We start from the raw sequence: 24505 nt of genomic DNA, 5'->3' as shown, positions 1-24505 counted from the left end.
CCATCAGGCACTTACAATCAGTTTCTGGTTAACTCCATGATCACCGGCACTGCCGATAATCAACTCATCAGGCTGTAGATCCAAGTCCGGATTCTTATTGGGATACGGCATCTGATTCAACAGGAAACGCATAGTATTAAGACGGGCACGTTTCTTGTCGTTCGATTTAATGACTGTCCAGGGAGCATCTGCGGTGTCGGTATAGAAAAACATCGACTCTTTCGCCTCAGTATAGGCATCCCACTTATCCAGGGAAGCCAGATCGATTGGTGATAACTTCCATTGCTTGAGAGGATCGACTCTACGGGACTGAAAGCGGCGGAATTGCTCATCCCGGCTAACAGAGAACCAAAACTTAAATAAGCGAATACCACTGCGAGCCAGCATTCGCTCTAACTCTGGTGTCTGACGCATAAATTCGAGGTATTCAGAAGGCGAACAGAAATTCATTACTCTCTCCACACCCGCCCGGTTGTACCATGAGCGGTCAAAGAGAACGATCTCACCTGCCGTTGGCAAATGATTAATATAACGCTGAAAATACCATTGACCTTTTTCCTGCTCGGAAGGCTTTTCCAAAGCGACAACGCGAGCACCCCGAGGATTAAGGTGCTCCATCATACGCTTGATGGTGCCACCTTTACCGGCTGCATCACGTCCTTCGCAGAGAATAACAATTTTCTCTCCCGACTCACGCACCCAGTTCTGCATTTTCAATAACTCAATCTGCAGTAACTTTTTGGTGGCTTCGTATTCTTTACGGGATATTTTATCGTCGTACGGATAATCGCTGTTTTCAAAGCTCTCATCCATACCCTGATCCAGAAGTGCTGAAGGCGCTTTTTTAATAGCTTCCTGCGCTTTTGATGGGCTTTCTTTAACGGATTGCTCCTGGGTCATAGGCTTCTCCTTAAGTCTTAATTCCAGTTATTGATTGACTAAAATTATGCGCTTATCCGGCGCCACAAGCCTGATATAAATCAAGACTTATACAAATAAATAACAAATAATTTGCACAACAAATTCATTCAACTAAACTCGAAAACATTTTCTTCTAAAAAGGGAAAGCATCAATCCTTTTCTTTATTAAAATATTCATTACGTTGTAGCAATCAGACAATAAAAAAAGAGCCCTAAAGAGCTCTTTTTAAACGATGGACCTGATTACTAAAAAACTTGCATTGCTAAGCTGTAGCCAGCAACCTTTCTGCAATCAGCTTCGCGGCAGGGTAATTGGTTTTGCCGCTACCCAACAACGGGATACCATCAACCCTGAAAACTTTGGCAGGTATCATCAGCGGCGCCAGTTTTTGCTCAATCAGCAACGCTCTTAAACCTGCAGGATCAATATTGGCATCAACCAACAGAACAATCTGCTCGCCTTTCTTATCATCCGGTAAATTAATGGCAACCAGTTGCGCCTCATCATCAGACAGACGCTGTTGCACTTGTTGTTCCACAGCCCCCAGACTCACCATCTCCCCGCCTAACTTGGCAAACCGGGAATAGCGATCCACAATGGTCAGGAAGCCATCATCATCCAGATGGCCTTTATCACCACTCTTATACCAGCGAACGCCATCCAACTCGACAATCACCTGATCTGTTTTTTGCTGGTTATTCAGATAGCCCTGCATAATCTGAGTACCTCCGATGAGAATCAAACCATCCTCACCGATCGGTAATTCCTGCAAAGTATCCGGATCAACAATCCGAAAAGTAGAGCCCGGCAACGCAAGCCCTACCGTTCCCAATCTGGTACCTACCTGAAGAAACCAACCTTCTGGTGATAGATGATCCGGCAGGTTAACACTGGCTACCGGGGTTGTTTCTGTTGAACCGTATCCTTCAACCACCGGCACTCTGAACTTGGTTTCAAACGCTTGCTGTACCTTAGGGTCAAGCTTTTCAGCCCCCGCCACAGCAACTCTTAACGATTCAAACATTAACGGATGCAGTTTTTTATTACGGCTGTATATGCGCATAAATGTTGAGGTGGCACAGATCAGGGTGGCGCGGTACTTAGCAACCCCTTTACCTATATTAGGCGCATCTGAAGGATCCGGATGGCAGATAACCGGTACACCCTCGATCAAAGGCATAAAACAGGTGACGGTCAAACCAAAGGCATGGAACAACGGCAGTGTTGCCATAATGCAGTCATCCCCCCTGACATTCAGTACATCGGCTATCTGGCGTAAATTAGCCAGGATATTACGATGACTAAGCATCACCCCTTTAGGCGCCCCCTCACTACCGGAGGAAAACAGAATAGCGGCGGTATCTTCCAGTTTTACTCCGTAGCCAAACCAGCCCTGTAGAATTGATGCCGGCAACAACGATACCATCGCCATCGTCAGCAACGCCTCTACTTTACCTACCCTGGCCTTCACATCCTCCATATAGATAACCTGACGCCCTTCAAACAAGGGTTCGGGATCTATCCCACGCGCTTTTAGCTTATTTACAAACTTATGCGCGGTAAGAATCGTCTCAGCTTCAGCCTGTTCCAGCGCTGCCAGTTGCGACTCAAGGGCTGCTGTAAAATTAAGATTAACCAGAGTCTTACCCGCAAACAGACCCGCCAGGTTGCCTATTGCACCGGCACTGGAGGTTGGTAGCAGCAGACCCAAACGCTTACCCGGACTACCTTTAAGCCTGCGCTGAAACAGAATCACCGCGGTTAACAAGCGTCGATAGCTTAGTGGATCGCCCTGCACATCTGCGATAGCCAGATCTGACATAGCGCTTTTAGCCGTACGAATAAAGTTATGTGGCAGCGGCTGCAATGTCGTTGTGTAATGATCCCAGGCGCCAATCGATAGCTCGGTTACTTTCTTTTTTACTTCAGCGGCGGTCGAAGTGACCGGTAACGCTTCACCATAGGCAACAATCACATCCCGCTTCATCTGACCGCTGCGAATGGTTTTCATTTTATCCGTGGAGCGTGAAAAACGACTACCCCAAAGCCCTCTTAGATAGAAAGGCACGATAACGCCGTCGGCATTTTCACAAGCGCGCTCAAAGCCTTTTTTAAACTCACCGATCTGACCGGTATGACTGATTGCACCTTCGGGGAAAAGACAAACAACTTCACCCGCACTAATTAACTCACCTACTTTTGACAGTGCTTCCCGGCTTTTACCTTTGGAGATAGGAATAACTTTATACATCGACAAGAACCACTTCAGATACCAACGCTCATAAATCGAACGTTCCATAACAAAGTGGATATGACGGGGGCAGGCCATCTGTATCATCGCCCAGTCCAGCCAACTGATATGGTTACCCAGCAACAGTACGCCTTGCCCGGCTTTCGGAAGATTTTCAAAACCCAATACTTTGAGCTTGTATTTAGACTTTAACAGCCCGGCCACCAGCACACGCACTAACGCCTGCGGCAATGTAACAATGGCAAAAATTGCACCGCCCACACCCAGCAATGCCAACATCCAAAGCAACCAGAGACCATCAATACCCACCCATGCAGACACGACTGTCAGCAGCAAAAAGCTCAGCATGGCAATATTTTGGATGAAATTACTTCCCGCCAGCACCTTACCTGTTTCTGCTCCTTTGGCGTTGAACTGTATCAACGCCTGTAATGGCACATTTAACAAGGCACCACTAATACCAATAAGGAAGAACACCAGCCCCTGGGCAGCAATCCCAGACATCTGCGGTAGCAATATCAAGCCCACTGCAACACCCACCGCTCCTAAAGGGATCAGACCGATGTTGATGTAGTGAGCCGACCAGCGCCCAGCCAACATAGAACCCACCATGATACCGACACCGGCCAGAGCCATAGTGCCCTGAATAACAAAAGTGTTGTGCATATCATGATGACTTTCCGCCACCGCAGGAAACACCGCCAGCATAACCTGACTGACTGACCAGAACAGGGATACACCAATGATGGATAGCCAGATTGTACGGTTACGGTAGATCTGTCCAAGATTCCGACTCAACGTTTTGCCCTTAAGGTAAGCCGGCCAGTCATAGCTAAGAGCGGTATCCGTTGTTCGGGTCTGAGGGAGTCGATAAGCCAGTATCAGTTCCAGCAATGCACCGGCCACCAGTAACCAGCCGAGCGGGGCTATCAGTTGCAGACTCTGTTCTGGCAACAATTGATGCACACCATCGATTCTTATCTCAAATAGCAGGGAGAACACTACGATGCCGGACAGAATCGCCACCATTGTTACAGCTTGAATCCAGCCATTACCTTCGGTGATATTTTTTTCACCGACCAGTTCTTTGATGTAGCCATATTTAGCCGGCGAGTAAAATGCACTTTGCAGCGCCAGGACAAAGGTCAGGGCAAAAGCCGGAACAAACCAGCCCAGGTAATAACACAAGGTAATCAGTAACGTAGCGGCTACCGCAGCCCAGGCAGAAAACTTCATCACCCGGTTTTTGGGGTATTTATCTGCTAAAAAACCTGCTGGCGTAAAAAGCATAATAAAGGGAAGTAGAATCAGGCCATTAACTACCGCCGTCAGAACTATCTGAGTGTCGCCCTCGTAGGCCTTAAACAGCGTATTCTGAATAATGATCTTATGGCCCAGATCGACAAAGGCGTTAATAAACGCGATAGAGATAAAGGCGATGAACCCCTGGATTTTTAGTAACGCTTTCATATTTGGCCCCAGCTAATTTCTTCCTGACAAATCTTGTCCATAAGATTATTGCCACTTTATGGCAATAGATTACCCGCGTCTGTATTGACGCAAACACTATTTAGCCAAAACTAACAAAAACATCTCAATATGCAGCGACAAACAGAAAAAGTAGCATATTCCGATACTTAAAGCCCAACCTCTTATAGCAAAATAAGAGCATAAATGGTGTTCGTTATAACTTTCGTTTAAAAACCAGCTTAGAAAGCTATGAATTAATCAACATATTCGATAGGGTCTAGTTAACTCATCAGGCAAGAGAATAATAATGAAAACACTCCTGATCCTTCTTATTACCCCTGTTCTTAGTCTTCTATCTGGCTATAGCTATGCTGCTATGAGCATCACCTTTGTTAATCCAGGTAAACAAGGTGAGCGTTTCTGGGATATGGTTACAGAAACAATGCAGGCTGCAGCGAATGACTTTGACATTGATCTGGAAGTAATTTATGCAGAAAGAAACCGGGTACGCATGACTGAATTAGGCAAACAAGTCGCTATGCGTCAAACCCCTCCTGACTACATGATTCTTGTAAATGAAGAACAAGCTGCTGAAGCCATTCTGCTGGCGACGGCAGATACGAAAACTAAAGTCCTGATGCTGCTCAATGACTTTCTACCTGACCAGCGGGACCGGGTAGGTCTGCCTGGGCAGAATCCTAATCTTATTGGCGCGATTGTTCCTGATAATTTCAGCGCTGGTCAGAGAATGATGACCGCCCTATTAAACTGCGCTCGGCAGAAGCAACCCCCTCCCTTCCATATGCTTGCCATTGGCGGAGACCAGTTAACACCGGCATCGATTGACCGTAACAATGGTGCGCTTAATGTGATTAACAGTAACCCTGAAATCAACCTGGACAGATTCCTTTATGCCAACTGGAATAAACAGGAAGCAAAACTACTAAGCAGCCATTACCTTCAGTGGGCTGATAGAAATAATATAGAGCCTGCAGGAATCTGGGCAGCTAATGACCCAATCGCAATAGGGGCCAGTGAAGCACTGACGGAGCACGAAAATGTTGCAGGTAACAGTGTATGCCTGGTCGGCCTGAATTGGTCAGCCCAGGGCTTGAAAATGGTCAAAGAGGGCTCAATGCTACTTACCGATGGTGGTCACTTTCTGGCTGGCGCCTGGTCAATGGTATTAATTCATGACTATCATTCAAAAAATATAAATGGAAATACAGGTCCATTGGGACAGGTCCGCTTTCAAATGCAAAGTATTGACCAACAAAGCGTTGATCTGTACCTGAATCATCTAGGCGACGAAAACTGGAACAAGATTGATTTTAAAGGTTTTGCTTTAACTGAAGTAGCGATGGACGCTTATGACTTCTCATTGGAACGAGTTTTAAATCAGATAAAAAAATAGAAGTGTCCTGATTATTTATGCTGTTAAAAAGGCTCAATTCTCTTAAGCTTAAACTGCTGGCTATACTGGCACCCGGCGCCACTCTGGCATTGGTCTTAGCTTTTACATATACAATTTTTAAAGCAGAAGAACAGTTTTCTGCCGACCTGGAAGCCAAAAAGAGCAACCTGAAAAACTATGCCGATATTATTGCAGAACCACTATGGAACTTTAACAGTAAGCGTGTAGCCAAGATCGCTAGTACGATGATGCTGGATCCTGATCTGGTACAGGTTGAAATACTGGATGAAGGAAACAATCGAATACTTAATAAGCGATCAGAATATCAGGCTAAAAGCACCAGCATTCAGCTGGAATTTCCAATCATCTATACCAATGCCCATATTACCCAGCAGGCTGGCACGCTAAAAATACTACTTGGCGATACCAGCCTTAATGCTGAAAAAGAGCGCTTTCTCAGTACCGCTATCGTCTCCCTACTATTGATATATCTTGCCATACTGGTCAGCATTTGGCTGATATTCACTCACCTTTTAGACAGCCCTATAAAAAAGCTAATGAATGCCATTCAAAGCTACCATGGCACACGACAGTTCATGCGTGTGAAACACACATCCGATGATGAACTGGGCCAGATCACTGAAGCATTTAATGATATGCAGTTACGACTGGAGCTACATCATAGTCAATTACAGCAAAGCAAAGAACACCTGCAAAACCTTTACCATTCCACCCCATCTTTACTCTTCAGTTTTGATAAGTCCGGTCGCATTCGTGATGCAAGTAACTACTTTCTGCAGCAAATGGGCTATCAGCGAAATGAGGTAATAGGTACAAACCTATGTAATCTTCTATCTGAACCAGAGAATATAACAACATTTCAGAATGTATTAGAACGACTCTGGACTGAACTGCAATTGACCGAGCAGCCATTAGAAATCATCAATGGTACTGGTGAAAGGATGGAAGTGTTGATGGATGCAACACTGTCTGCCAACGAAGCCTATCCGGGTGCACTTGCGGTAATCACCGATGTTACCAGCCTCAATCTGGCTAAAGAAAAGCTGGAACACCAGGCCAATACTGACTTTTTATCTGGCATCGCCAACCGCCATCACTTCCAGCACTATCTTGAACAGTTAATCGTTGATAGACAGGAAAGCAAAATGCCATTTGCTCTTATGTTTATCGACCTGGATCATTTCAAATCAGTTAATGATATTTTTGGTCACAATACCGGCGACAAATTAATCTGCCAGGCTACCGAGCGTATCCAGAAGATTCTAAGACCCAGTGATAAAATCGCCCGCCTCGGGGGAGATGAATTCGCCATTATTATTCACGACATAAGCAATAATAGTGAAGCTGCGCATATCGCGGAACGTGTAATCGCCACTACACAACAAAGCTTTTATCTACAGGAAAGCGATATTTACATATCTGCGTCTGTAGGCATTGCCCTTTATCCCAGCGATAATGAACAACCTACCGGCTTACTGCAAAGCGCTGACCTCGCTATGTACCGCGCTAAAGATGAAGGCAGGTCTTGCTACGCATTTTATACGCCCCAACATAACGAAATAATTCAAGAACGGTTACGCATAGAGAACTTGCTACGTCACGCTATAAAAAACGACGCGCTCGAGGTTCATTACCAACCGATAATAAATCTACGTAGTAATAAAATAACAGGAATGGAAGCACTACTCAGATTGCGTGACGGTGACCAACTCATACCACCTGACCGCTTTATTTCTATTGCCGAAGAGACCGGACTGATTATATCGATTGGCGAGTGGTGCCTGCGCGAAAGCTGTAAGCAACTTGCCAAGTGGCACCAACATCTTGATCCGAACCTTTATATTTCGATCAATGTCTCAACCCGTCAGTTCCAATCAAAAGCTTTTATGGAGGTGATAGAAACAACTCTTAGAGACAATCAGTTAGACGCTGACAAGTTACTTATTGAGATAACAGAGAGTTTGCTCTTGCATGACAACCAGCACAACCTGGAAGTATTTCAGCAACTAAATCGCCAGGGATGCAGAATCGCTATTGATGATTTTGGTACTGGTTACTCTGCGCTCAGCTACCTGATGAAATTCCCTATCGATGTTTTGAAAATTGACCGTAGTTTTATCGGCCAGAGCACCGTCGATGGCAAAGAAAACAGCCTGATTAAAGCAATCATTCAGATGAGTCAGGGTATGAATCTGAAAGTTATCGCTGAAGGTGTAGAAACGTCGGCTCAGTCCGAGCTTCTACAGAGCTTTAGCAACGACATTTGTGCTCAGGGTTATCTGTTTTCAAGGCCTGTTAACGACACGGAGTTTGCCAAGATTTTTATGCAGTTAACTGCAAAGAACGTGTCGGTTTCAGGGCAGAATTAAAGTTTAAACGGCCCCCCGGAAGCCAATATTTTAACGGCGGGTAAGGTAAACACCACACTCCAGATGATGGGTATAGGGAAACTGATCAAAAATAGCAAACCGCTGCAATGTGTGGGTCTTGGTTAGCTGCTGTAAATTATCCTGCAAGGTATCCGGGTTACAGGAGATATAGATAATATTATCGTACTCAGCCACCTGTTTTACCGTTTCATCATCAAGACCACTGCGCGGCGGATCCACCAGCACAGTACTGAAGTTATATTCAGTCAGATCAACAGCACTTTGCTTGAGTCGACGAAACTCTCGTACACCCTGCAATGCCTGAGAAAACTCCTCACTGGACATACGTAGAATTTTAACGTTATCAACTTTATTGGCTTCGATATTATACTGGGCGGCATTAACTGAAACCTTAGCGATCTCAGTGGCAATAACCCGGTCAAAATTCTGCGCCAGGGCCATCGTAAAGTTACCATTACCGCAGTACAACTCGACCAGGTCTCCACTAGCATCAGTGGTAATATTCTGTGCCCACTCAAGCATCTGCTGGCATACGCCACCATTTGGCTGGGTAAAGCTGTTTTCAACCTGCTTATAGATCAACTCACGACCTGAGACCTGCATTTTTTCAATTGCAAAGTCCTGATCCAACACAATTTTAGTTTTACGGCTTCGGCCAATAAAATGGATACCAAAATGCTGCTTAAGCTTTTTCGCTTCCTTGGTCCAGGCTTCGTCCAGCGGCTTGTGATACAGCAGACTTATTATCAGCTCACCACTTAAAGTGCTTAAAAAATCAACCTGGAAAAGACGTCTGCGTAACAGCTCATTTGGACGTACATAATCCAGCAGTTTAAACATAACCTGCTGAATAGTTTCCGACACCATCGGGCACGCTTCAAGACGGCTATGCTGATGCTTATCACCAGGCTTAAACATCACATAGTACAGATCATCGCCTTCGTGCCAGACCCGGAACTCTGCACGCAAACGATATGCTGTTTTAACAGATTCAAATACTTCAATATCCGGCAGCGCAAAAGCGTCGAACTGCTGTTCAATTTCAGTCTTTTTACTATTTAACTGAGCATCATACTGGGATGGATCAACTACAGGCAGCGCCATGAAAACCTCGGATTAAAGGACTCGATTTCAAGGATTCGACTTAAAGGGTTAAGTATCAGGGCGCGCATTCTATCAGTCCTCAGTAGGTACTCCAAGCCATTGGTAGGATCAGAACCCCTTTCCGACACCAGAGTACAACTGCAAGGCAAATTCTTCAGACATCTCCTGCCAGTGGCTCAGCTTATCCTGCAACCCTAGCTTCTTGAGATAAGATTCGCTTATCCGGCTACTAATACGGCAATCATTCACATTCACAACATCAGGCAGGATTGAATCGGCAATATGTACGGCCGTTAACGGGGTAAATTTTTCCCCTGCGGTGGAATTTGGATGTGAATGATATAACACCGCTTCAGTTACTTCGGGGGGCAGATTCCACAGGCCGAGGATACAAGCACCCACTTCCATGTGATTAACGCCGAGTCGTAACTTCTCTATTGCATACAACGGCTGATTCATGCCGGCAGCTTCACGCATGACTTCGCTGTACTTTTCGGCATCCCGTGTAGCAATTACCAGCATACCCAGATCTTGTAGCAGGGCGGCAAGAAAGGCTTTATCGGCAATATCTGCAGCAACTCGATGCTCACGACAGATAGCCCGGGCGAAACGTCCAACAACCATGCAACGATCAAACAGGTTTTCAAAAGAGAAACTGGTCCAGTTTTTATCCTGTGGATAGTGATCAAACAGGCGGGAGACCAGAAACAGATCTCTAATCTGCCTTACACCGAGAATAACAACCGCATCTTTGATCTTAAAAACATGACTGCTTAATGCGAAAAAAGCGGAATTGACCAACTGTAAAATTTTGGCGCTCATGGCCGGGTCTTGCTCAACGATCGCTGCAATTTCAGCTGCGCCGGTAGCATCCGACGCCAGCGCATCATTTAACTCAATATAAATTGCGGGCATTGACGGCAATCGTTTAATGCCCCCCACATAATCACGAACAACGGGTTTATTAGCTGCATTTGATGTTCGAAAGCACTGACCTACTTCATACATCAGGTCCCGGATTCCGGAGCTGAATAACATCGACCGATGACAAAGTTCTGAGGCCTTAGCTACCTGGTGGGCCTGCAACCGATCATTCAACATTACCCTGATAACGCCGGGAAAATCGACAACCAGTTTACGCAACCACTTATAACGAAAAGCAAAATCATCGTTATTCAGGTGTATAACGACTACTTTAAATTCATGTTCACGCAACATCTGCATCGCTAAGTCAGGACGACTGACATGCTCAATGAGCACATTATCCTGTAATTCCCGGGGAATATTATGCAGATCTTCCAGCGGCTCTCCCAGCCAGAGAACGGAAATCCTGTCTTCCTTTAGGATGTGTTCAAACATTTTCCACTCCGATTTAGCAGGTTATATCCGTATAACCCAACTCTGTAATTAAGTTTAAATGAAAATTCTTTCACTCACTTGTTATGATTTAGCTTTTTTTCTTTTTACTGTCCAACCCAGGGTACTCAGTATAGGTAATCCCTCGCCAAGCAAATGTTTCTTTATGAACAGAAAAAGATCCCGTTCCTGTGCTGTAATTCATGCTATTTAAGAGTAAAATTGCGCGCTTATATCTGTAACCAACGACCTGTTCTGAATCATGACTGATAAACAACGTAAGATTCTTGTTACTAGCGCCCTGCCCTACGCCAACGGCCCAATCCATCTGGGTCATCTGGTTGAATACATCCAGACTGATATCTGGGTTCGTTTTCAGAACCAGCGAGGCAATCAATGCACCTACGTCTGTGCAGATGATGCTCATGGCACACCGATCATGCTTAAAGCTGATCAGATGGGTGTAACACCAGAAGCTCTGATCAATCAGGTGAGCCAGGAACATCAACGCGACTTCTCTGGTTTCATGGTTGGCTTTGATAATTACTACTCAACCCACTCAGACGAAAACAAGCATTTTGCATCGCTGGTTTATACACGTCTGCGTGATGGCGGTCATATTGCTAAGAAAACCATCACTCAGGCCTATGACCCTGAAAAAGAGATGTTTCTGCCGGACCGTTTTGTCAAAGGCGACTGCCCTAAATGTGGCGCTCAGGATCAATATGGTGATTCCTGTGAAGTCTGCGGTGCAACGTACAGCCCGGTGGAGATGAAAAACGCTTATTCAGCGGTCTCCGGTGCTAAACCGATCGAGAAGGAATCAGAACACTTCTTCTTCAAACTGGGTGACTTTGAAGAGTTTCTGCGTAACTGGGTTGATAGCTGCGTTCAGGAACAGATGATTCATAAGCTCAACGAATGGTTTGAATCCGGTCTGCAAAACTGGGATATATCCCGTGACTCGCCTTACTGGGGCTTTGAAATTCCTGATGCACCGGGTAAATACTTCTATGTATGGCTGGATGCCCCTATCGGCTACATGGCAAGTTTCAAAAACTGGTGCGACAAAAACGACGTCGATTTCGATGAATACTGGAACGAATCATCTGATACCGAGCTGTATCACTTTATCGGTAAAGATATCGCTTATTTCCATACCCTGTTCTGGCCAGCCATGCTGGAAGGTGCCGGATTCCGTAAGCCGACCAAAGTTTTCTGTCATGGCTTCCTGACCGTAAACGGTCAGAAAATGTCTAAGTCCCGCGGTACTTTTATCATGGCGGAGACTTATCTTCAGCACCTGCGTCCGGAATACCTGCGCTACTACTTCGCTGCCAAGCTGGGATCAGGTATCGATGATATTGATCTGAGCATGGATGATTTCCGCATGCGGGTTAATGCAGATCTGGTTAACAAGGTCGTTAATATTGCGTCTCGCTGTGCCGGCTTTATTAAGAAGAAATTTGACGGACAGCTAGGCGGCACGTTGGTAGAACAACCGCTGTACGACGAAGCTATCGCTTCCGGTGAACTGATCGCCAATGCTTATGAAGCCCGGGAATATGGCAAAGCGATGCGTGAAATCATGCACATTGCCGATAAAGCTAATCAGTATATTGATGCTGCAGAGCCCTGGGTCCTGGCAAAACAGGAAGGTAAAGAGCAGGAAGTTCAGGATTGCTGCACGATGGGCATCAACCTGTTCCGGGTGATTATCTCCTATCTGGCACCTGTATTGCCTCAGGTTGCAGAAGATGCTGCAGGCTTCCTGAATATCGATGGTTTTGCCTGGGATGCTATTCAGCAGCCGCTGCTGGATCATAAGATCAACAAGTTCAAACCTCTGATGCAACGTGTTGATGAAGATAAAGTTAACGCGATGATCGAAGACAGCAAAGCCACGCTGGCAGCGATAGCCGCCGCAACACCGGCGGCGCCGACAGTAGAAAAAAGCGAACTGGAAAAAAACCCGGTCGCCGAGCAGATCAATTTTGATGATTTCGCCAAGGTCGATCTGCGCGTTGCGCTGATTGCTAAAGCAGAACATGTCAAAGGTGCAGATAAGTTATTACAACTGACACTGGATCTGGGTGGTGAGACCCGTAATGTCTTTGCTGGTATCAAGTCTGCCTATAGTCCTGAAGAGCTTGAAGGTAAGCTAACAGTGATGGTGGCAAACCTGGCACCGCGCAAGATGAAATTCGGCATGTCTGAAGGGATGGTGCTGGCAGCGGGACCGGGTGGTAAGGATCTGTGGATTCTGGAACCACACGAAGGTGCGCAGCCAGGTATGCGCATCATGTAAAAAGAGAGCCGTATAGCTGCTCCTGATCGGCGATTACTGCGTTAAAGCTTTTATCAAAATGCTCATGTACAGCTGTACACTGCGCTTTTTCTAAAAGCTTTGCCTTGTTCTCACCCATCAGTTTCAGCTCTAAAGCTATCTTTGGCATTTATAAGATATAGTAAAAAGGCACTTTTATTGGGTGCCTTTTTTATTGAGGAAAGGTTATGGCGCAGGAAATCGAACGTAAATTTCTGATTGATCCCGATAAGCTGGATGATCTGAATTGTGGCATAACGATCAAACAGGGCTATGTGCCCACCAGCGATAACACTGCTGTACGGGTCCGCATCATGGGTGATCAGGCTTTCCTGACCCTAAAAGGCGAAAATCGTGGAGCCGTTCGGACTGAGTTCGAATATGAGATTCCGGTTAGCGATGCCGAACAGATGCTTGCCGAGCTTTGTAGTGGCCCTAAAGTGGATAAGACCCGCTATCTGATCACTCACGACAAACACCTGTGGGAACTGGATATCTTTGCCGGCGACAATCTGGGACTAATCGTCGCAGAGGTCGAACTGAGCTCAGAAACCGAAGTGGTTAATCTTCCTGACTGGGTTACCCATGAAGTTACCGGAGACCCTAAGTACTACAACTCAAATCTGCTTGAGAATCCCTACTCTAACTGGACCGATAAGAAGCAAAAGCCATGAGTGATAATCAGCACCCGTTTGAAACCCTGACACCCAGCTTTATTCAGGACGCAATTGAAAGCCTGGATTACCTATGTGACGGCCGGGTATTTGGGTTAAATAGCTATGAAAACCGGGTCTATCAGATAGGTATTGAAGAGCAACAGCCGCTCATCGCTAAATTCTATCGCCCGGCGCGTTGGACTCGCGAACAAATTCTGGAAGAACATCAGTTCTGTTTTGAGCTTCAGGAACAGGAGCTGCCTGTGGTTGCACCTATGACTGATGCTCGTGGCGAGAGTCTGTTTCAGTACGGCGACTTTATGTTCTCTCTATTTGAACGTAAAGGAGGTCATGCACCGGAACTGGATAATCTGGATAATCTGCTTATTCTCGGCCGTTTATTGGGACGTATCCATCTGATCGGTGCACAACGGCCTTTTACCACCCGCCCAATGATTGATATTCAAAGCTATGGCCGCAGCAGTGTCGAGCTGATTAGCGCAAAATTTATTCCCGCTGAACTCAAAACAGCCTACGACTCACTCGCCTTCGATCTGCTCGAACATATGGAGCGAATCTGGCAGGAGACCGGCACTCTTAATCAGATTCGGGTACATGGAGATTGCCATATCGGTAATATGCTCTGGCGTGATGACGCACCCCACTTTGTTGATTTTGACGACGCGCGTATGGCCCCGGCAATACAGGATATCTGGATGCTGTTATCCGGTGACCGGGACAGACAACAGGCACAACTGTTAGAAATCATCGAAGGCTACAACGAATTCTATGATTTTAATCCAACCGAATTAAGGCTGGCTGAAACCCTGCGTACATTACGCATGATGAACTACGCCGCCTGGATTGCTCGACGCTGGGAAGATCCGGCCTTCCCTCACAACTTCCCCTGGTTTAATACGGTACGCTACTGGAGCGAGCATATTCTGGAACTAAGAGAGCAATTAGCCGCGCTTCAGGAAGCTCCACTGCAGCTATATAACTAATCGAGGAAACAGATGCCGGGAAGAACCAGCCTTTCCGCATAACTCCCCCCTGATTTAATAAGGCAGGTAACTGGAGCCAGCATGTTTGAAACTAAGAGAGCAATTAGCCGCCCTTCAAAAGGCACCACTGCAGCTATATAACTAACAATTCAATTAACAGGAAGCCCATGGGACAGATCTATCTTGCAATCGCTATCCTGGCTGAGGTTATAGCGACCAGTGCACTGAAATCATCGGAAGAGTTCAGCCGTATTGGCCCCAGTATTCTGGTTATTATCGGTTACGCTATCTCTTTCTACTTTCTGTCACTGGCGTTAAAGAGTATCCCTCTGGGTGTCGCCTATGCAGTTTGGGCTGGGGCCGGTGTCGCATTGATTGCAGTCGTGGGGGCATTTGTATATAAACAGCCTCCCGACCTGCCAGCCATCATCGGTATGTGCTTAATTGTCACAGGCGTTGTTGTTATCAACCTTTTTTCGAGCTCTTCCGGCCATTAAACGCTCAGCTAATGGGGAAAAACTCACCGCAGCTTTGCACGCCAAAGACGCCATCGCGCTCTTCAGCTATATCCGCTAACTGATAAAACAGGTTTCGGTTTAAACGCCCCTCCATACCATAGCGCACCATCAGATAAGGCGAAGGTTCACCTGACTCCGGGTCGGTTACCACTCGGAGTGGGCACTCTGCTGAAGCAACTACGACGTCGTCTGTAGACGAAGTGAAGATTAACTTCTGACCATTTTCATCGGTTTCTATCTCCAGTCCGGTAAAATAGAAGGGAACATCTTCAACCTGAATACCCACTTTCTCCACTGGGGTCACCAGATAGTAGTTATCCTCTTCACGCCACAAGATAGTCGAGAACAGCGTCACCATCGCCGGACGCTTTATTTCTCCCCCCTCATGAATCCAGCGGCCATCGCGGGTGATCTGCATATCCATATCACCACAAAACTCCGGCTGCCAAAGATGCACCGGTGGTATTGCTCGCTTACCGCCCTGCGCTCCGGTCAACTGCTGCTGAATTGATTTAAGATCTGGTTTGTTATTTCCCACAACGATTCCTTATTAACAGCCAATACCTACATTGTATTTCAGCTCACATTAAAACGACTCATATAAACTCCAAAAAATTTCACCTTATAACCTAAACACATGAAAGGCATTCATTGTTAGAATAGATCGTACTTAAAAAGAGCAATATAAGCTCTTATGAGTTTACAGGTTTAAACACACATACTTTACGGATACTGAAATGAGCGATTCAAAACTAGAACAGAAGTTCGCCGACCCTAAGCGCGGCGTTTATTTTATTGGCACCACACCGCCGAAGTCTTCTGTTTCTATGGCTCAGGTATCCGATATCGGTGACAAACTTCTCGAGCGTCTGGATCAGATCGAGTACGACGGCGTTATTGTCTACGACATTCAGGACGAAAGCAGCCGTATCGATCAGGCACGCCCATTTCCTTACATGAGCACCCACGATCCACGGGAATATTCCGCTATTCTACGTAATAAGTCTGAGCGTCCGGTCATCACCTATAAGAGCGTTTCTCAGCGTAGCCGTGAGGACTTTGATGACTGGCTGGACCGGGCCTGGTGCCCGCACGGTGTGCGCGATCTGGTACTAGTCGGTAGTCCATCTTCTGATGGTGATATCAAGCTGACGCTGCCACAGGCGTATAAAGCGATGCAGGAACACAGCCTGAACTTTAATCTGGGTGGTGTCACTATTGCCGAGCGCCATGCCACTAAAGGTAATGAACACCTGCGTTTATTAGAGAAGTCAGAACAGGGCTGTGAGTTCTTTATTTCTCAGGCTGTTTATAATGCCCAGGCAACTATTGATCTGCTCAGTTCTTACGCTAGAGAGTGCAAAGAGCGTGGTATAAAGCCTAAGCGTATTATCCTGACCTTTACACCTTGCGGTAGTGCTAAAACCCTCGAGTTTATGGAGTGGCTGGGTATCTCAGTACCCCAGGCAACCCGTCACCGCATTCTGGATTCACATAATCCTCTGGGAGAATCTATCCGCATCTGCCGCAATAATCTGGATCAGATACTGGAAGCTTGTGGTGATCTGGGCATTCCGTTAGGACTTAACATTGAAAGCCTGACTAACCGTAAAGAAGAGATCGACGCGGCCATTCGGTTATATAAGCTGTTAAAAGCAACACTGGACCTGAAACTGGCAGAACTTGAGCTGTAATACTTAAATCACTGTAATCGCTGTTAAAAACCAGCCATTGAAAACCCGCGAAAAAGTACTTTAACACTCCTTTGCTAAGTTACTGGGCAGAGCACTGTTGCGAAGATAACTTTTGAGCGGGTATTATCAGGATTCTTTCAGCGGGCCTGTCTTAACTTCAGTCTTAGCTTCAGCCTGCAGTACTTTTATCTCTTCTACCGCCGCTTTCATCTGCGCATACTCTGTCGGGCTCCAGATAATTTTACTTTGCGTGAAGTTAATCTCGTATCGAATGCGGCCCAGAATATCCATACCCAACAAACCATCAAATCCCGTATGACCACTATTTTCGATAACGGCTGTCGATTTATTATCAAAATCATATGGCCCGACAACCACCTGATCAAATACTACCCGTTCAGTTTTAATGGTTCCGCCGCCGGCAACCTGTGCATAGCCTGTATCTCGTCCCACTGCATTGAGTGGGGCCACAGCACTTTGATGCAGCACTGTAATTGATGCGCCGGTATCCAGTAAAAGGTTGAGTGTTCGCTTACTATTACGCCAGCGAACATTGACCGGCACAATAACCTGGTTGCCGCGAATAATTACCTGAGTTTCCATCTTGGCGATAGTATGTTCCAACTCTCTTAACTGTCGCTTTAATTGCTGTTTTTTATTACTTAAGTCACGTTTTAGCGCCTGATCCTGCTTTTCCTGATCAGAGATTTTCTCTACTTCAATAACCCGAGTCTTTCCTTGCTGTCGAAACTCGGGGGGGATTTTATGCTGCTTATCCACATAGACTTTACGCCCTGAACCATCAACATAGGTAAAAATTTCAGCCTGACCTGGTGTAGCGCAAATCAGCATAATCAAACTACTTAAGAGAATTGTTCTAAGCACTTTAATAGTCCCTCATTATCAATTTCCATCCATGGATCGTGATCAATTCCAAAAGTGATAGATGCCATTGAGTAAAAAAACACCAACAACGGCAAAGAAAAACAGCATAAAACGCATCATTAGGCAGAACTGACAAACCGGTTTCTTTTTCTGAGTCACCCTTAACCTCCTGCCAATTTAACTTTAAAGCCCTGTTTTTCTAACAACTGCTTCAGCTTTTCCCGGTGATCACCCTGTATTTCAATAATGCCGTCTTTTAATGCACCACCCGTACCGCACTGCTGCTTTAGTTTTTTTGCTAAAGCTTTCAGCTCTTTCTCTGCCAATGGGATACCACTTAGGGTCGTTACGCCTTTACCTTTGCGGCCTGAGGTTTCACGACGAATCCGCACTATCCCATCAAGCTCACCCAAACGTTGTTGATCGGCTAACTGATCGCAGATACAACTATCAACAGCCTCCTTACAACCGGGGCATAGCTGCCCCTTTTCTGTAGAAAAAACCAAACCGCCCAACTGATCACGCATCGACACTGAGAAACCACCTATATTAATTAACTGACATACCACCAATCTGGCGTGCCAGATAAGCTGCATAATTGTCCGTCATCCCGCCTATAAAATCGAGTACCCGCATATAAGAATGATATAACGGTAACCCCTGGCCAGGACAGTGAATACCCATCAGGCTAATTATCTTCTGACTACGGTAACTGAGCTGGTCAGGCCCCTTAGTGTGCAACTCATAGGCTGCCTCGCAAAACGCGTCGAGCAAGGTTCCCAGGGTTGTATATGCCCCAACCTCTAATTCAGCTTTTCGATTATCTGGAAAGACTCTATCACGGGCTAATAGCTTGGCACTACTCAGGCCAGCCTGAACCTGAGGATCACCATCAGCCAACAGCTCTCCGGTATATTGGCCCACCATTATTTGCGAAAGATTTGCCATAAATGCAGCCACCGTTGACTCCACCATGTTTTCCATCGCCTTGCCCCGTAACGCAGAGATCTTTCTTCGCGCCGAGGCCTGAGTGGCAAATATCTCATCATCGTAATTCAGGTCACCACAGAGCTGCAGTAAAATTGGCTTAATATCATTAAAACCCAAAATATTAAGCTCAATGGCATCTTCCAGATCAAGAATGGCATAACAGATATCATCAGCCGCTTCGACCAGATACGCTAAAGGATGTCTACACCAGTGATTGGTGCCCAATTGAACCAGTCCTAACTCACGACCCAGGGCATTCAGTATTTCCAGCTCTGTCGTGAAACTACTGAACTTCCCTTTACTCCCCGCCTGTTCAACCGTCCATGGATATTTCAGCAAGGTACCTAAGGTTGGATAAGTCAGACGTAAACCGCCATCAAACAGATGATTTTCTATCCGGGTGACAACTCTGAAGCCCTGTGCATTTCCCTCAAATGTTTGCAGATCTAACAGCTGTTCTCTGGTCAGACCGTCAAGATAATGCGCCGGAGCCTTATGTTTAAACCAGTCCCGTATGGCATATTCACCCGCATGACCAAAGGGAGGGTTGCCTATATCGTGTGCCAGACAGGCTGACTGAACAATAGTGCCCAGATCATGGGGGCTAATCCAGCCGGGTAGCTGATCCTGCAATAACTCACCTACCCGAATTCCCAGACTACGACCCAGACTACCGACCTCAATACTATGTGTCAGCCGGGTATGGATATGATCATTCAGAGCCAATGGATGAACCTGCGTTTTACGACCTAAACGGCGAAACGCACTGGAAAAAATAATACGATCATGATCCTTATGAAAATGACTGCGGCCGATCTCTTCCGGCGTTAGTTCTTCATGGCCATATCGCTTGGTAGTCAGAAGCTTATTCCATTGCATGCTGCTATCCCGACAGAGTAATTCCTCAAGTGTCTGATATCGGCCACAGCAAATCAATCTATACTCAAAGGTAACCGGGAGAGAAACTTGTGAGGTTCTTGTGACATTATTAAGCACAACATACCACTCCACCAAGGCGATTCAGTTCAAGCTGAAGCCAGCCTGTCTCTTCATATTTTGTGCACTGGCTCTTTCCCTGCTTTGTAACTTAGCGCAAGCTCAAGAGACAGATACTCAGCCAGCTACCACAGACTTTAGTCCGCTGAGTTACATCGCCCCACGGTCTGCTGACCTGCAAAGCAGGCTTATACGGGCACTACAACAGAAACCTGATGGATATAGCCCCCGAACACAGCATATAGATGATGAAGGCAATCCACTTTATACCAACCGGTTAATCCTTGAATCATCGCCTTACCTGATACAGCATGCCCACAATCCAGTTGATTGGCACCCCTGGAGCAAAGCGGCACTTGAAAAAGCCCGGCGTGAAAATAAACCGGTATTTCTCTCTATAGGTTACTCAACCTGTCACTGGTGCCATGTTATGGAACGTGAAAGCTTCGAAGAAACGGTCATAGCTGAGTACCTGAACCGGCACTTCATTGCGATTAAAGTCGACCGGGAAGAGTACCCCGATATAGATCAGACCTATATGATGGCTGCACAATTAATCAGTCAGCGGGGAGGTTGGCCCTTAACTGCTTTTATTACAGCCAGCGGAGAACCTTTCTTTGCTTCAACCTACTATCCCCCTGATCAGTTTCTGCAGTTATTACAAAAGGTCCGCCAGCTTTGGCTAGACGAACAGCCCGAACTCAGCTTGCAGGCCAAAAGAATTACCACAACAATTCAGCACCTGATGCAGGGCGACACAAGAAACAAGCGCGTCGGCAGTAGCGCAATCAAACAGGCCCAGATTCAACTGCTACAACAACATGATGAATTGTCAGGAGGCTTTGGCAACGCCCCTAAGTTCCCTCAGGAATCGCTCCAGTTTCTACTGATCAAACTAATTGACGGCGAAAAAACAGATATCCTACTCGATATCTTTAAAACCAATCTTAATGCGATGCAACAGGGTGGTATTTTTGATCAGGTTGGTGGTGGTTTTCATCGCTATGCCACCGACCCTGAATGGCAGATTCCCCATTTTGAAAAAATGCTTTATAACCAGGCGTTGCTGGCCCGTATTTATCTACAGGGCTGGCGTCTCACCGGTGAATACAGCTACAGAGATACGACAGAAGCAACGCTGAACTATGTTCTTAGGGAGATGACCGGCAGTAACGGCCTGTTCTATTCGGCAACCGATGCTGATAGCAACGGTGAGGAAGGACTGTTTTTTGTTTGGCAGGAACAAGAGATCAGACAAAAACTCCCACCACAGGATGCTGACCTGGCGATCTCTCTCTATGGTGTTACCACTCAGGGAAATTTTGAGCAGACGAATATTCTTCACCTGCCCCGTTCGCTTGATGAACTGGCAGCAGAATTACAACGCCCCCTTGATAACCTGCGCGACCAGCGCAACCAAATTAATAAGCAACTATTAAACCTACGCCAACAACGCATACCGCCTGGACTGGATAATAAAATAATTTCCGCCTGGAACAGTATGATGATTACAGCATTCGCTGAGGCAGGAAAGTTATTAGACCGGGAAGACTATCTAACAGCAGCCGTTCGTGCGGCCGAAACAATGTGGCTGCAATGCAGAAACCAGGATGGCGGACTTCAGCGTATCTGCATCAAAGCGGATAATGCAGCAATTGGCGTACAGGAAGATTATGCCTATTTTGCTCAGGCACTGATTACACTGTATGACATTAGTGAAGACAGCCGTTGGCTCGACCGGGCAATACTCATAACCCGTGAGATGAATAAGCGCTTCTGGGACCAGAATAATGCCGGCTATTTTCTTTCTGAACAATCACTGGGCTTGCCCCTCCGCCCGCGTTCAATACAAGACGGCTCCATACCTTCGGGTAACTCTATCGCCCATGAAGTACTTCACAAGCTCTATACCAGAACCGGCCGGGAGCACTATAGCGAACTATCTGAAAAGCTTATCAATCAAGCCTCAGGCTACCTTAGCCAGCAACCTATGGGGCTTGGTTATCTGCTGGGCAGTATGATTGAACAAAGAAAAGGAGAAACCGGCCCCCTTGCATATGCTGCCCGGGGAAACGTCTCTGCCCGGGGCGACCTGAAAGAAGGTAAAATCACCATTAAACTGAATGTTGCCGATGGCTGGCATATAAACTCTAACCAGCCCCTTCAACCTAACCTGCAACCCACCTCTGTGACGATGGATGAGAAAATCCAGGCCGATATCCACTTTCCCGAGCCATTACAGCGTTCGCTTAAGTTTCAGGCGACACCCTTATCACTATTCGAAGGGGAGAATCTGATAGACATCACTTTTGATAGTCTGCAACTACAGGCAACAACGATACGTATCGCTTTACAGGCCTGTAACGATAAACTTTGCCTCCCCCCGGAAGAGGTTGAATTATCTTTACGCAATGCGAAAAATGGCTATTGAATAAACAAGGCGTTAGTTCGACTGTTTTTCGCCCAACAGAACTAAAGAGATATCCTGTTTTGTAAAAACAAAACAACTGTCACAATCGCGGCATTGATAAATCTGCGCTTCTGGTCGGTTAACTAATACTCTTAAACTAAAATGAGGTTCACTTATCAGTTCTGACTCAATTAAGACCCTACAGTCACGACAATGCGATCGCATTACCCTCTCCTCCTGAGATTTTGCTATAAGCTTTCCTTAGCTAAGATAAGTATCATACAGATTTATTGGATTAAATAAATAATCTATTAATCAGAACCCCTTTATATAGGGATGTTCAGTTACATAAGACAAGTTTAATTTAAACAAAACACTCAAGCATAAAAAATTTTTAGTTGGCGTCCCTAAGAATCTAATGCGACAATTTGCCACATTCAGAATATAGCCAGAATCAGAGAGAATCCTCTATTAAGAGGATAAGTAGATCAATGCCACAAACCGAACAAAGCAGCAACAAGAAACAATACCTGATCATCGCAATACTAGGCGTATTTATACTGGCTATCTGGTTAGGAAGTTCTGCGCTATCACTGCCAGAAAATAAGAGTACTGGTGTATCCGTTAAAAGTGATTGCGACCTTAAAAAAGAGAGCTGTAAAGTTGAGATAAATGACCTGAGTATGACCGTTGATGTACTGCCCAGAAACATAAACTCAATGACCCCTATGAGCTATACCGTAAAAATTGAAGGGGTTGAATCTGAAAGCGTCATGATTGACTTGCAAGGTACAGAGATGTTCATGGGCCTGAATCAGACACAGTTAACTGCTGTGCCAGGGCAGCCTGGATTATTTAAAGGTACTGGAGAGCTAGGCGCTTGTACTACCGGTGAAATGGGCTGGCGAGCAACGATTGTTGCTGTTACCGAAGACGGCCCGGTAAAAACCTGGTTTGATTTTAGAGCGAAATAATGGCAAATAATCTGAACACACTGCGTAATTTATTACTTCTTACTCTGGCTTTATTAGCCGGTATTGTAGTGGCCTACCTTATCTCTCCTCGCAACAGCTCGCCTGAGCAGCCCTTGCTACATAAGCTGGGCGGTGATTTTACCCTGCAAGGTTCGCAGGGAGAGGTGTCGTTAGAAAATTACCGGGATAACGTTGTCGTCATGTATATCGGTTACACCCACTGTCCAGATGTTTGTCCGACATCGCTTGCAGTGATGTCACAGGCGCTTAAACAGTTAAATGAAACAGAACTGGCGCAGGTACAGCCGTTATTTATCAGTGTAGATCCGGATCGGGACTCCCCTGAACGTCTGGCGGAATACAGTCAGTTCTTTCATCCGAAACTTGCCGGCCTGACAGGCAGTAAAAAGGATATTGATCTGCTGGTAAATCAATATGGCGCCTTCTATCGCATAGTTGAAATGAAAGACTCAGCTATGGGCTATGCGGTAGATCACTCATCCCGAATCTACCTGATTAATAAACAGGGGGAACTGAGTAAAGCCCTGATGCACGGTAGTATGCCTGATCAGGTAGTCACTGAAATACGTGCCCTGCTGTAGTTTTTTGATTATTAGACTTTTAGAACATTTAAAAACGAGACGAAAATGAAAAAACTAATTACCTTACTCTCAGCTCTGACGTTATCAGTTTCCGTTTTCGCCGAAGTCGAAGTTAATCACCCTTATGCGCGCGCAGTCCCTCCGGGTCAGCCAAACAGTGCAGCATTTATGATGTTAAAAAATCACAGCAGTGATGCTGTAGCACTGACCTCCGCTGAGAGTTCTGTCGCCAAAGCCGTTGAACTTCATACCCATACACAAGCTGATGGTGTAATGAAAATGCGCAGAATTTCTGAGATAGATATCGCGGCGAATACAACGGTAGAGCTGAAGCCGGGTGGCCACCATATAATGCTGATAGGCCTGAACCGTAATCTTGCTATCGATGAAACGATCGATCTGAAGCTGAATTTTAATGACGGTAGTTCGCAACAACTGGAAGTTAAGGTCCAGGATGTTATGACTGCTATGTCCAAAAAACACAGTCACTAAGTTTTCTGCTCTTACAAGCAAAAAACACTT

The 24505-nt window shown here is 46.0% G+C and carries 19 protein-coding genes; 11 read left to right on the top strand and 8 right to left on the bottom strand.

What is annotated here, in order from left to right; genetic code table 11:
• Nucleotides 1-3 precede the first annotated feature (3 nt).
• Nucleotides 4-900 carry a polyphosphate kinase 2 gene (gene ppk2 / locus EHS89_RS04630; protein WP_124924964.1) on the bottom strand — a complete coding sequence of 299 codons (897 nt, stop codon included), beginning with the start codon at nt 898-900 and terminating at the stop codon, nt 4-6.
• Nucleotides 901-1184: 284 nt separating this feature from the next.
• On the bottom strand, nt 1185-4643 hold the full coding sequence (locus EHS89_RS04625) for an acyl-[ACP]--phospholipid O-acyltransferase (RefSeq protein WP_124924963.1): 3459 nt from the start codon (nt 4641-4643) through the stop codon (nt 1185-1187).
• Nucleotides 4644-4950: 307 nt separating this feature from the next.
• Here EHS89_RS04625 and EHS89_RS04620 point away from each other — a divergent pair, with 307 nt between their 5' ends.
• Both EHS89_RS04620 and EHS89_RS04615 read left to right on the top strand, forming a co-directional pair.
• Nucleotides 4951-6057: an ABC transporter substrate-binding protein gene (locus tag EHS89_RS04620; protein ID WP_124924962.1), complete on the top strand. Its 1107-nt coding sequence runs from the start codon at nt 4951-4953 to the stop codon at nt 6055-6057.
• Nucleotides 6058-6074: 17 nt separating this feature from the next.
• Nucleotides 6075-8447, top strand: coding sequence for a putative bifunctional diguanylate cyclase/phosphodiesterase (locus EHS89_RS04615; RefSeq protein ID WP_124924961.1), 2373 nt, complete (start codon nt 6075-6077; stop codon nt 8445-8447).
• Nucleotides 8448-8477: 30 nt separating this feature from the next.
• On the opposite strand, the gene trmA is transcribed toward EHS89_RS04615, so the two are convergent.
• Together trmA and EHS89_RS04605 are read right to left on the bottom strand one after the other, a co-directional pair.
• On the bottom strand, nt 8478-9572 hold the full coding sequence (gene trmA / locus EHS89_RS04610; RefSeq protein ID WP_124924960.1) for a tRNA (uridine(54)-C5)-methyltransferase TrmA: 1095 nt from the start codon (nt 9570-9572) through the stop codon (nt 8478-8480).
• A 108-nt stretch (nt 9573-9680) separates the two neighbouring features.
• Nucleotides 9681-10931 carry an HDOD domain-containing protein gene (locus EHS89_RS04605; protein ID WP_124924959.1) on the bottom strand — a complete coding sequence of 417 codons (1251 nt, stop codon included), beginning with the start codon at nt 10929-10931 and terminating at the stop codon, nt 9681-9683.
• Nucleotides 10932-11190: 259 nt separating this feature from the next.
• Here EHS89_RS04605 and metG point away from each other — a divergent pair, with 259 nt between their 5' ends.
• The 4 genes from metG to EHS89_RS04585 all read left to right on the top strand — a co-directional run bounded on the left by metG (nt 11191) and on the right by EHS89_RS04585 (nt 15411).
• The gene (metG, locus tag EHS89_RS04600; protein WP_124924958.1) at nt 11191-13236 is read left to right on the top strand and encodes a methionine--tRNA ligase; all 2046 of its coding nucleotides are present in this window, start codon (nt 11191-11193) and stop codon (nt 13234-13236) included.
• A gap of 206 nt (nt 13237-13442) precedes the next feature.
• Nucleotides 13443-13928 (top strand): CYTH domain-containing protein, encoded by a 486-nt coding sequence (locus tag EHS89_RS04595; RefSeq protein WP_124924957.1) that lies wholly within the window; start codon nt 13443-13445, stop codon nt 13926-13928.
• Complete coding sequence (locus tag EHS89_RS04590; protein ID WP_124924956.1) at nt 13925-14914, top strand: serine/threonine protein kinase; 990 nt, start codon at nt 13925-13927, stop codon at nt 14912-14914. The genes EHS89_RS04595 and EHS89_RS04590 overlap by 4 nt, the downstream gene beginning before the upstream one ends.
• A 167-nt stretch (nt 14915-15081) precedes the next feature.
• Nucleotides 15082-15411 (top strand): DMT family transporter, encoded by a 330-nt coding sequence (locus EHS89_RS04585; RefSeq protein ID WP_124924955.1) that lies wholly within the window; start codon nt 15082-15084, stop codon nt 15409-15411.
• Nucleotides 15412-15415: 4 nt separating this feature from the next.
• On the opposite strand, the gene EHS89_RS04580 is transcribed toward EHS89_RS04585, so the two are convergent.
• Nucleotides 15416-15970 (bottom strand): DUF1285 domain-containing protein, encoded by a 555-nt coding sequence (locus EHS89_RS04580; protein WP_229753801.1) that lies wholly within the window; start codon nt 15968-15970, stop codon nt 15416-15418.
• Nucleotides 15971-16169: 199 nt separating this feature from the next.
• On the opposite strand from EHS89_RS04580, the gene EHS89_RS04575 reads away from it, so the two are divergent.
• A complete protein-coding gene (locus tag EHS89_RS04575; RefSeq protein ID WP_124924954.1) occupies nt 16170-17126 on the top strand; it encodes a methylenetetrahydrofolate reductase in 957 nt (318 codons plus the stop codon).
• Nucleotides 17127-17252: 126 nt separating this feature from the next.
• On the opposite strand, the gene EHS89_RS04570 is transcribed toward EHS89_RS04575, so the two are convergent.
• From EHS89_RS04570 to EHS89_RS04560, 3 genes are all read right to left on the bottom strand, one after another.
• A complete protein-coding gene (locus tag EHS89_RS04570; protein ID WP_124924953.1) occupies nt 17253-17978 on the bottom strand; it encodes a retropepsin-like aspartic protease in 726 nt (241 codons plus the stop codon).
• A 194-nt stretch (nt 17979-18172) separates the two neighbouring features.
• The gene (locus EHS89_RS04565; protein WP_124925329.1) at nt 18173-18538 is read right to left on the bottom strand and encodes a translation initiation factor Sui1; all 366 of its coding nucleotides are present in this window, start codon (nt 18536-18538) and stop codon (nt 18173-18175) included.
• Nucleotides 18539-18560: 22 nt separating this feature from the next.
• The gene (locus tag EHS89_RS04560) at nt 18561-19880 is read right to left on the bottom strand and encodes a deoxyguanosinetriphosphate triphosphohydrolase (protein ID WP_124924952.1); all 1320 of its coding nucleotides are present in this window, start codon (nt 19878-19880) and stop codon (nt 18561-18563) included.
• Between the two features lie 100 nt (nt 19881-19980).
• Here EHS89_RS04560 and EHS89_RS04555 point away from each other — a divergent pair, with 100 nt between their 5' ends.
• The 4 genes from EHS89_RS04555 (at nt 19981) to EHS89_RS04540 (ending at nt 24475) form a co-directional block, all read left to right on the top strand.
• Nucleotides 19981-22428 (top strand): DUF255 domain-containing protein, encoded by a 2448-nt coding sequence (locus tag EHS89_RS04555; protein ID WP_124924951.1) that lies wholly within the window; start codon nt 19981-19983, stop codon nt 22426-22428.
• A 470-nt stretch (nt 22429-22898) separates the two neighbouring features.
• Nucleotides 22899-23381, top strand: coding sequence for a hypothetical protein (locus tag EHS89_RS04550; RefSeq protein ID WP_124924950.1), 483 nt, complete (start codon nt 22899-22901; stop codon nt 23379-23381).
• Nucleotides 23381-23983: an SCO family protein gene (locus tag EHS89_RS04545; RefSeq protein ID WP_124924949.1), complete on the top strand. Its 603-nt coding sequence runs from the start codon at nt 23381-23383 to the stop codon at nt 23981-23983. Before EHS89_RS04550 ends, EHS89_RS04545 begins: the two co-directional genes overlap by 1 nt.
• Nucleotides 23984-24028: 45 nt before the next feature.
• The gene (locus tag EHS89_RS04540; RefSeq protein ID WP_124924948.1) at nt 24029-24475 is read left to right on the top strand and encodes a copper chaperone PCu(A)C; all 447 of its coding nucleotides are present in this window, start codon (nt 24029-24031) and stop codon (nt 24473-24475) included.
• The last annotated feature ends 30 nt before the right edge of the window (nt 24476-24505 follow it).

It is taken from the genome of Amphritea balenae (assembly GCF_003858655.1).
Classification (GTDB): Bacteria; Pseudomonadota; Gammaproteobacteria; order Pseudomonadales; family Balneatricaceae; genus Amphritea; species Amphritea balenae.
Note: the sequence above shows the minus strand (reverse complement) of the source record. Positions and strands in the feature narration are given on the sequence as shown.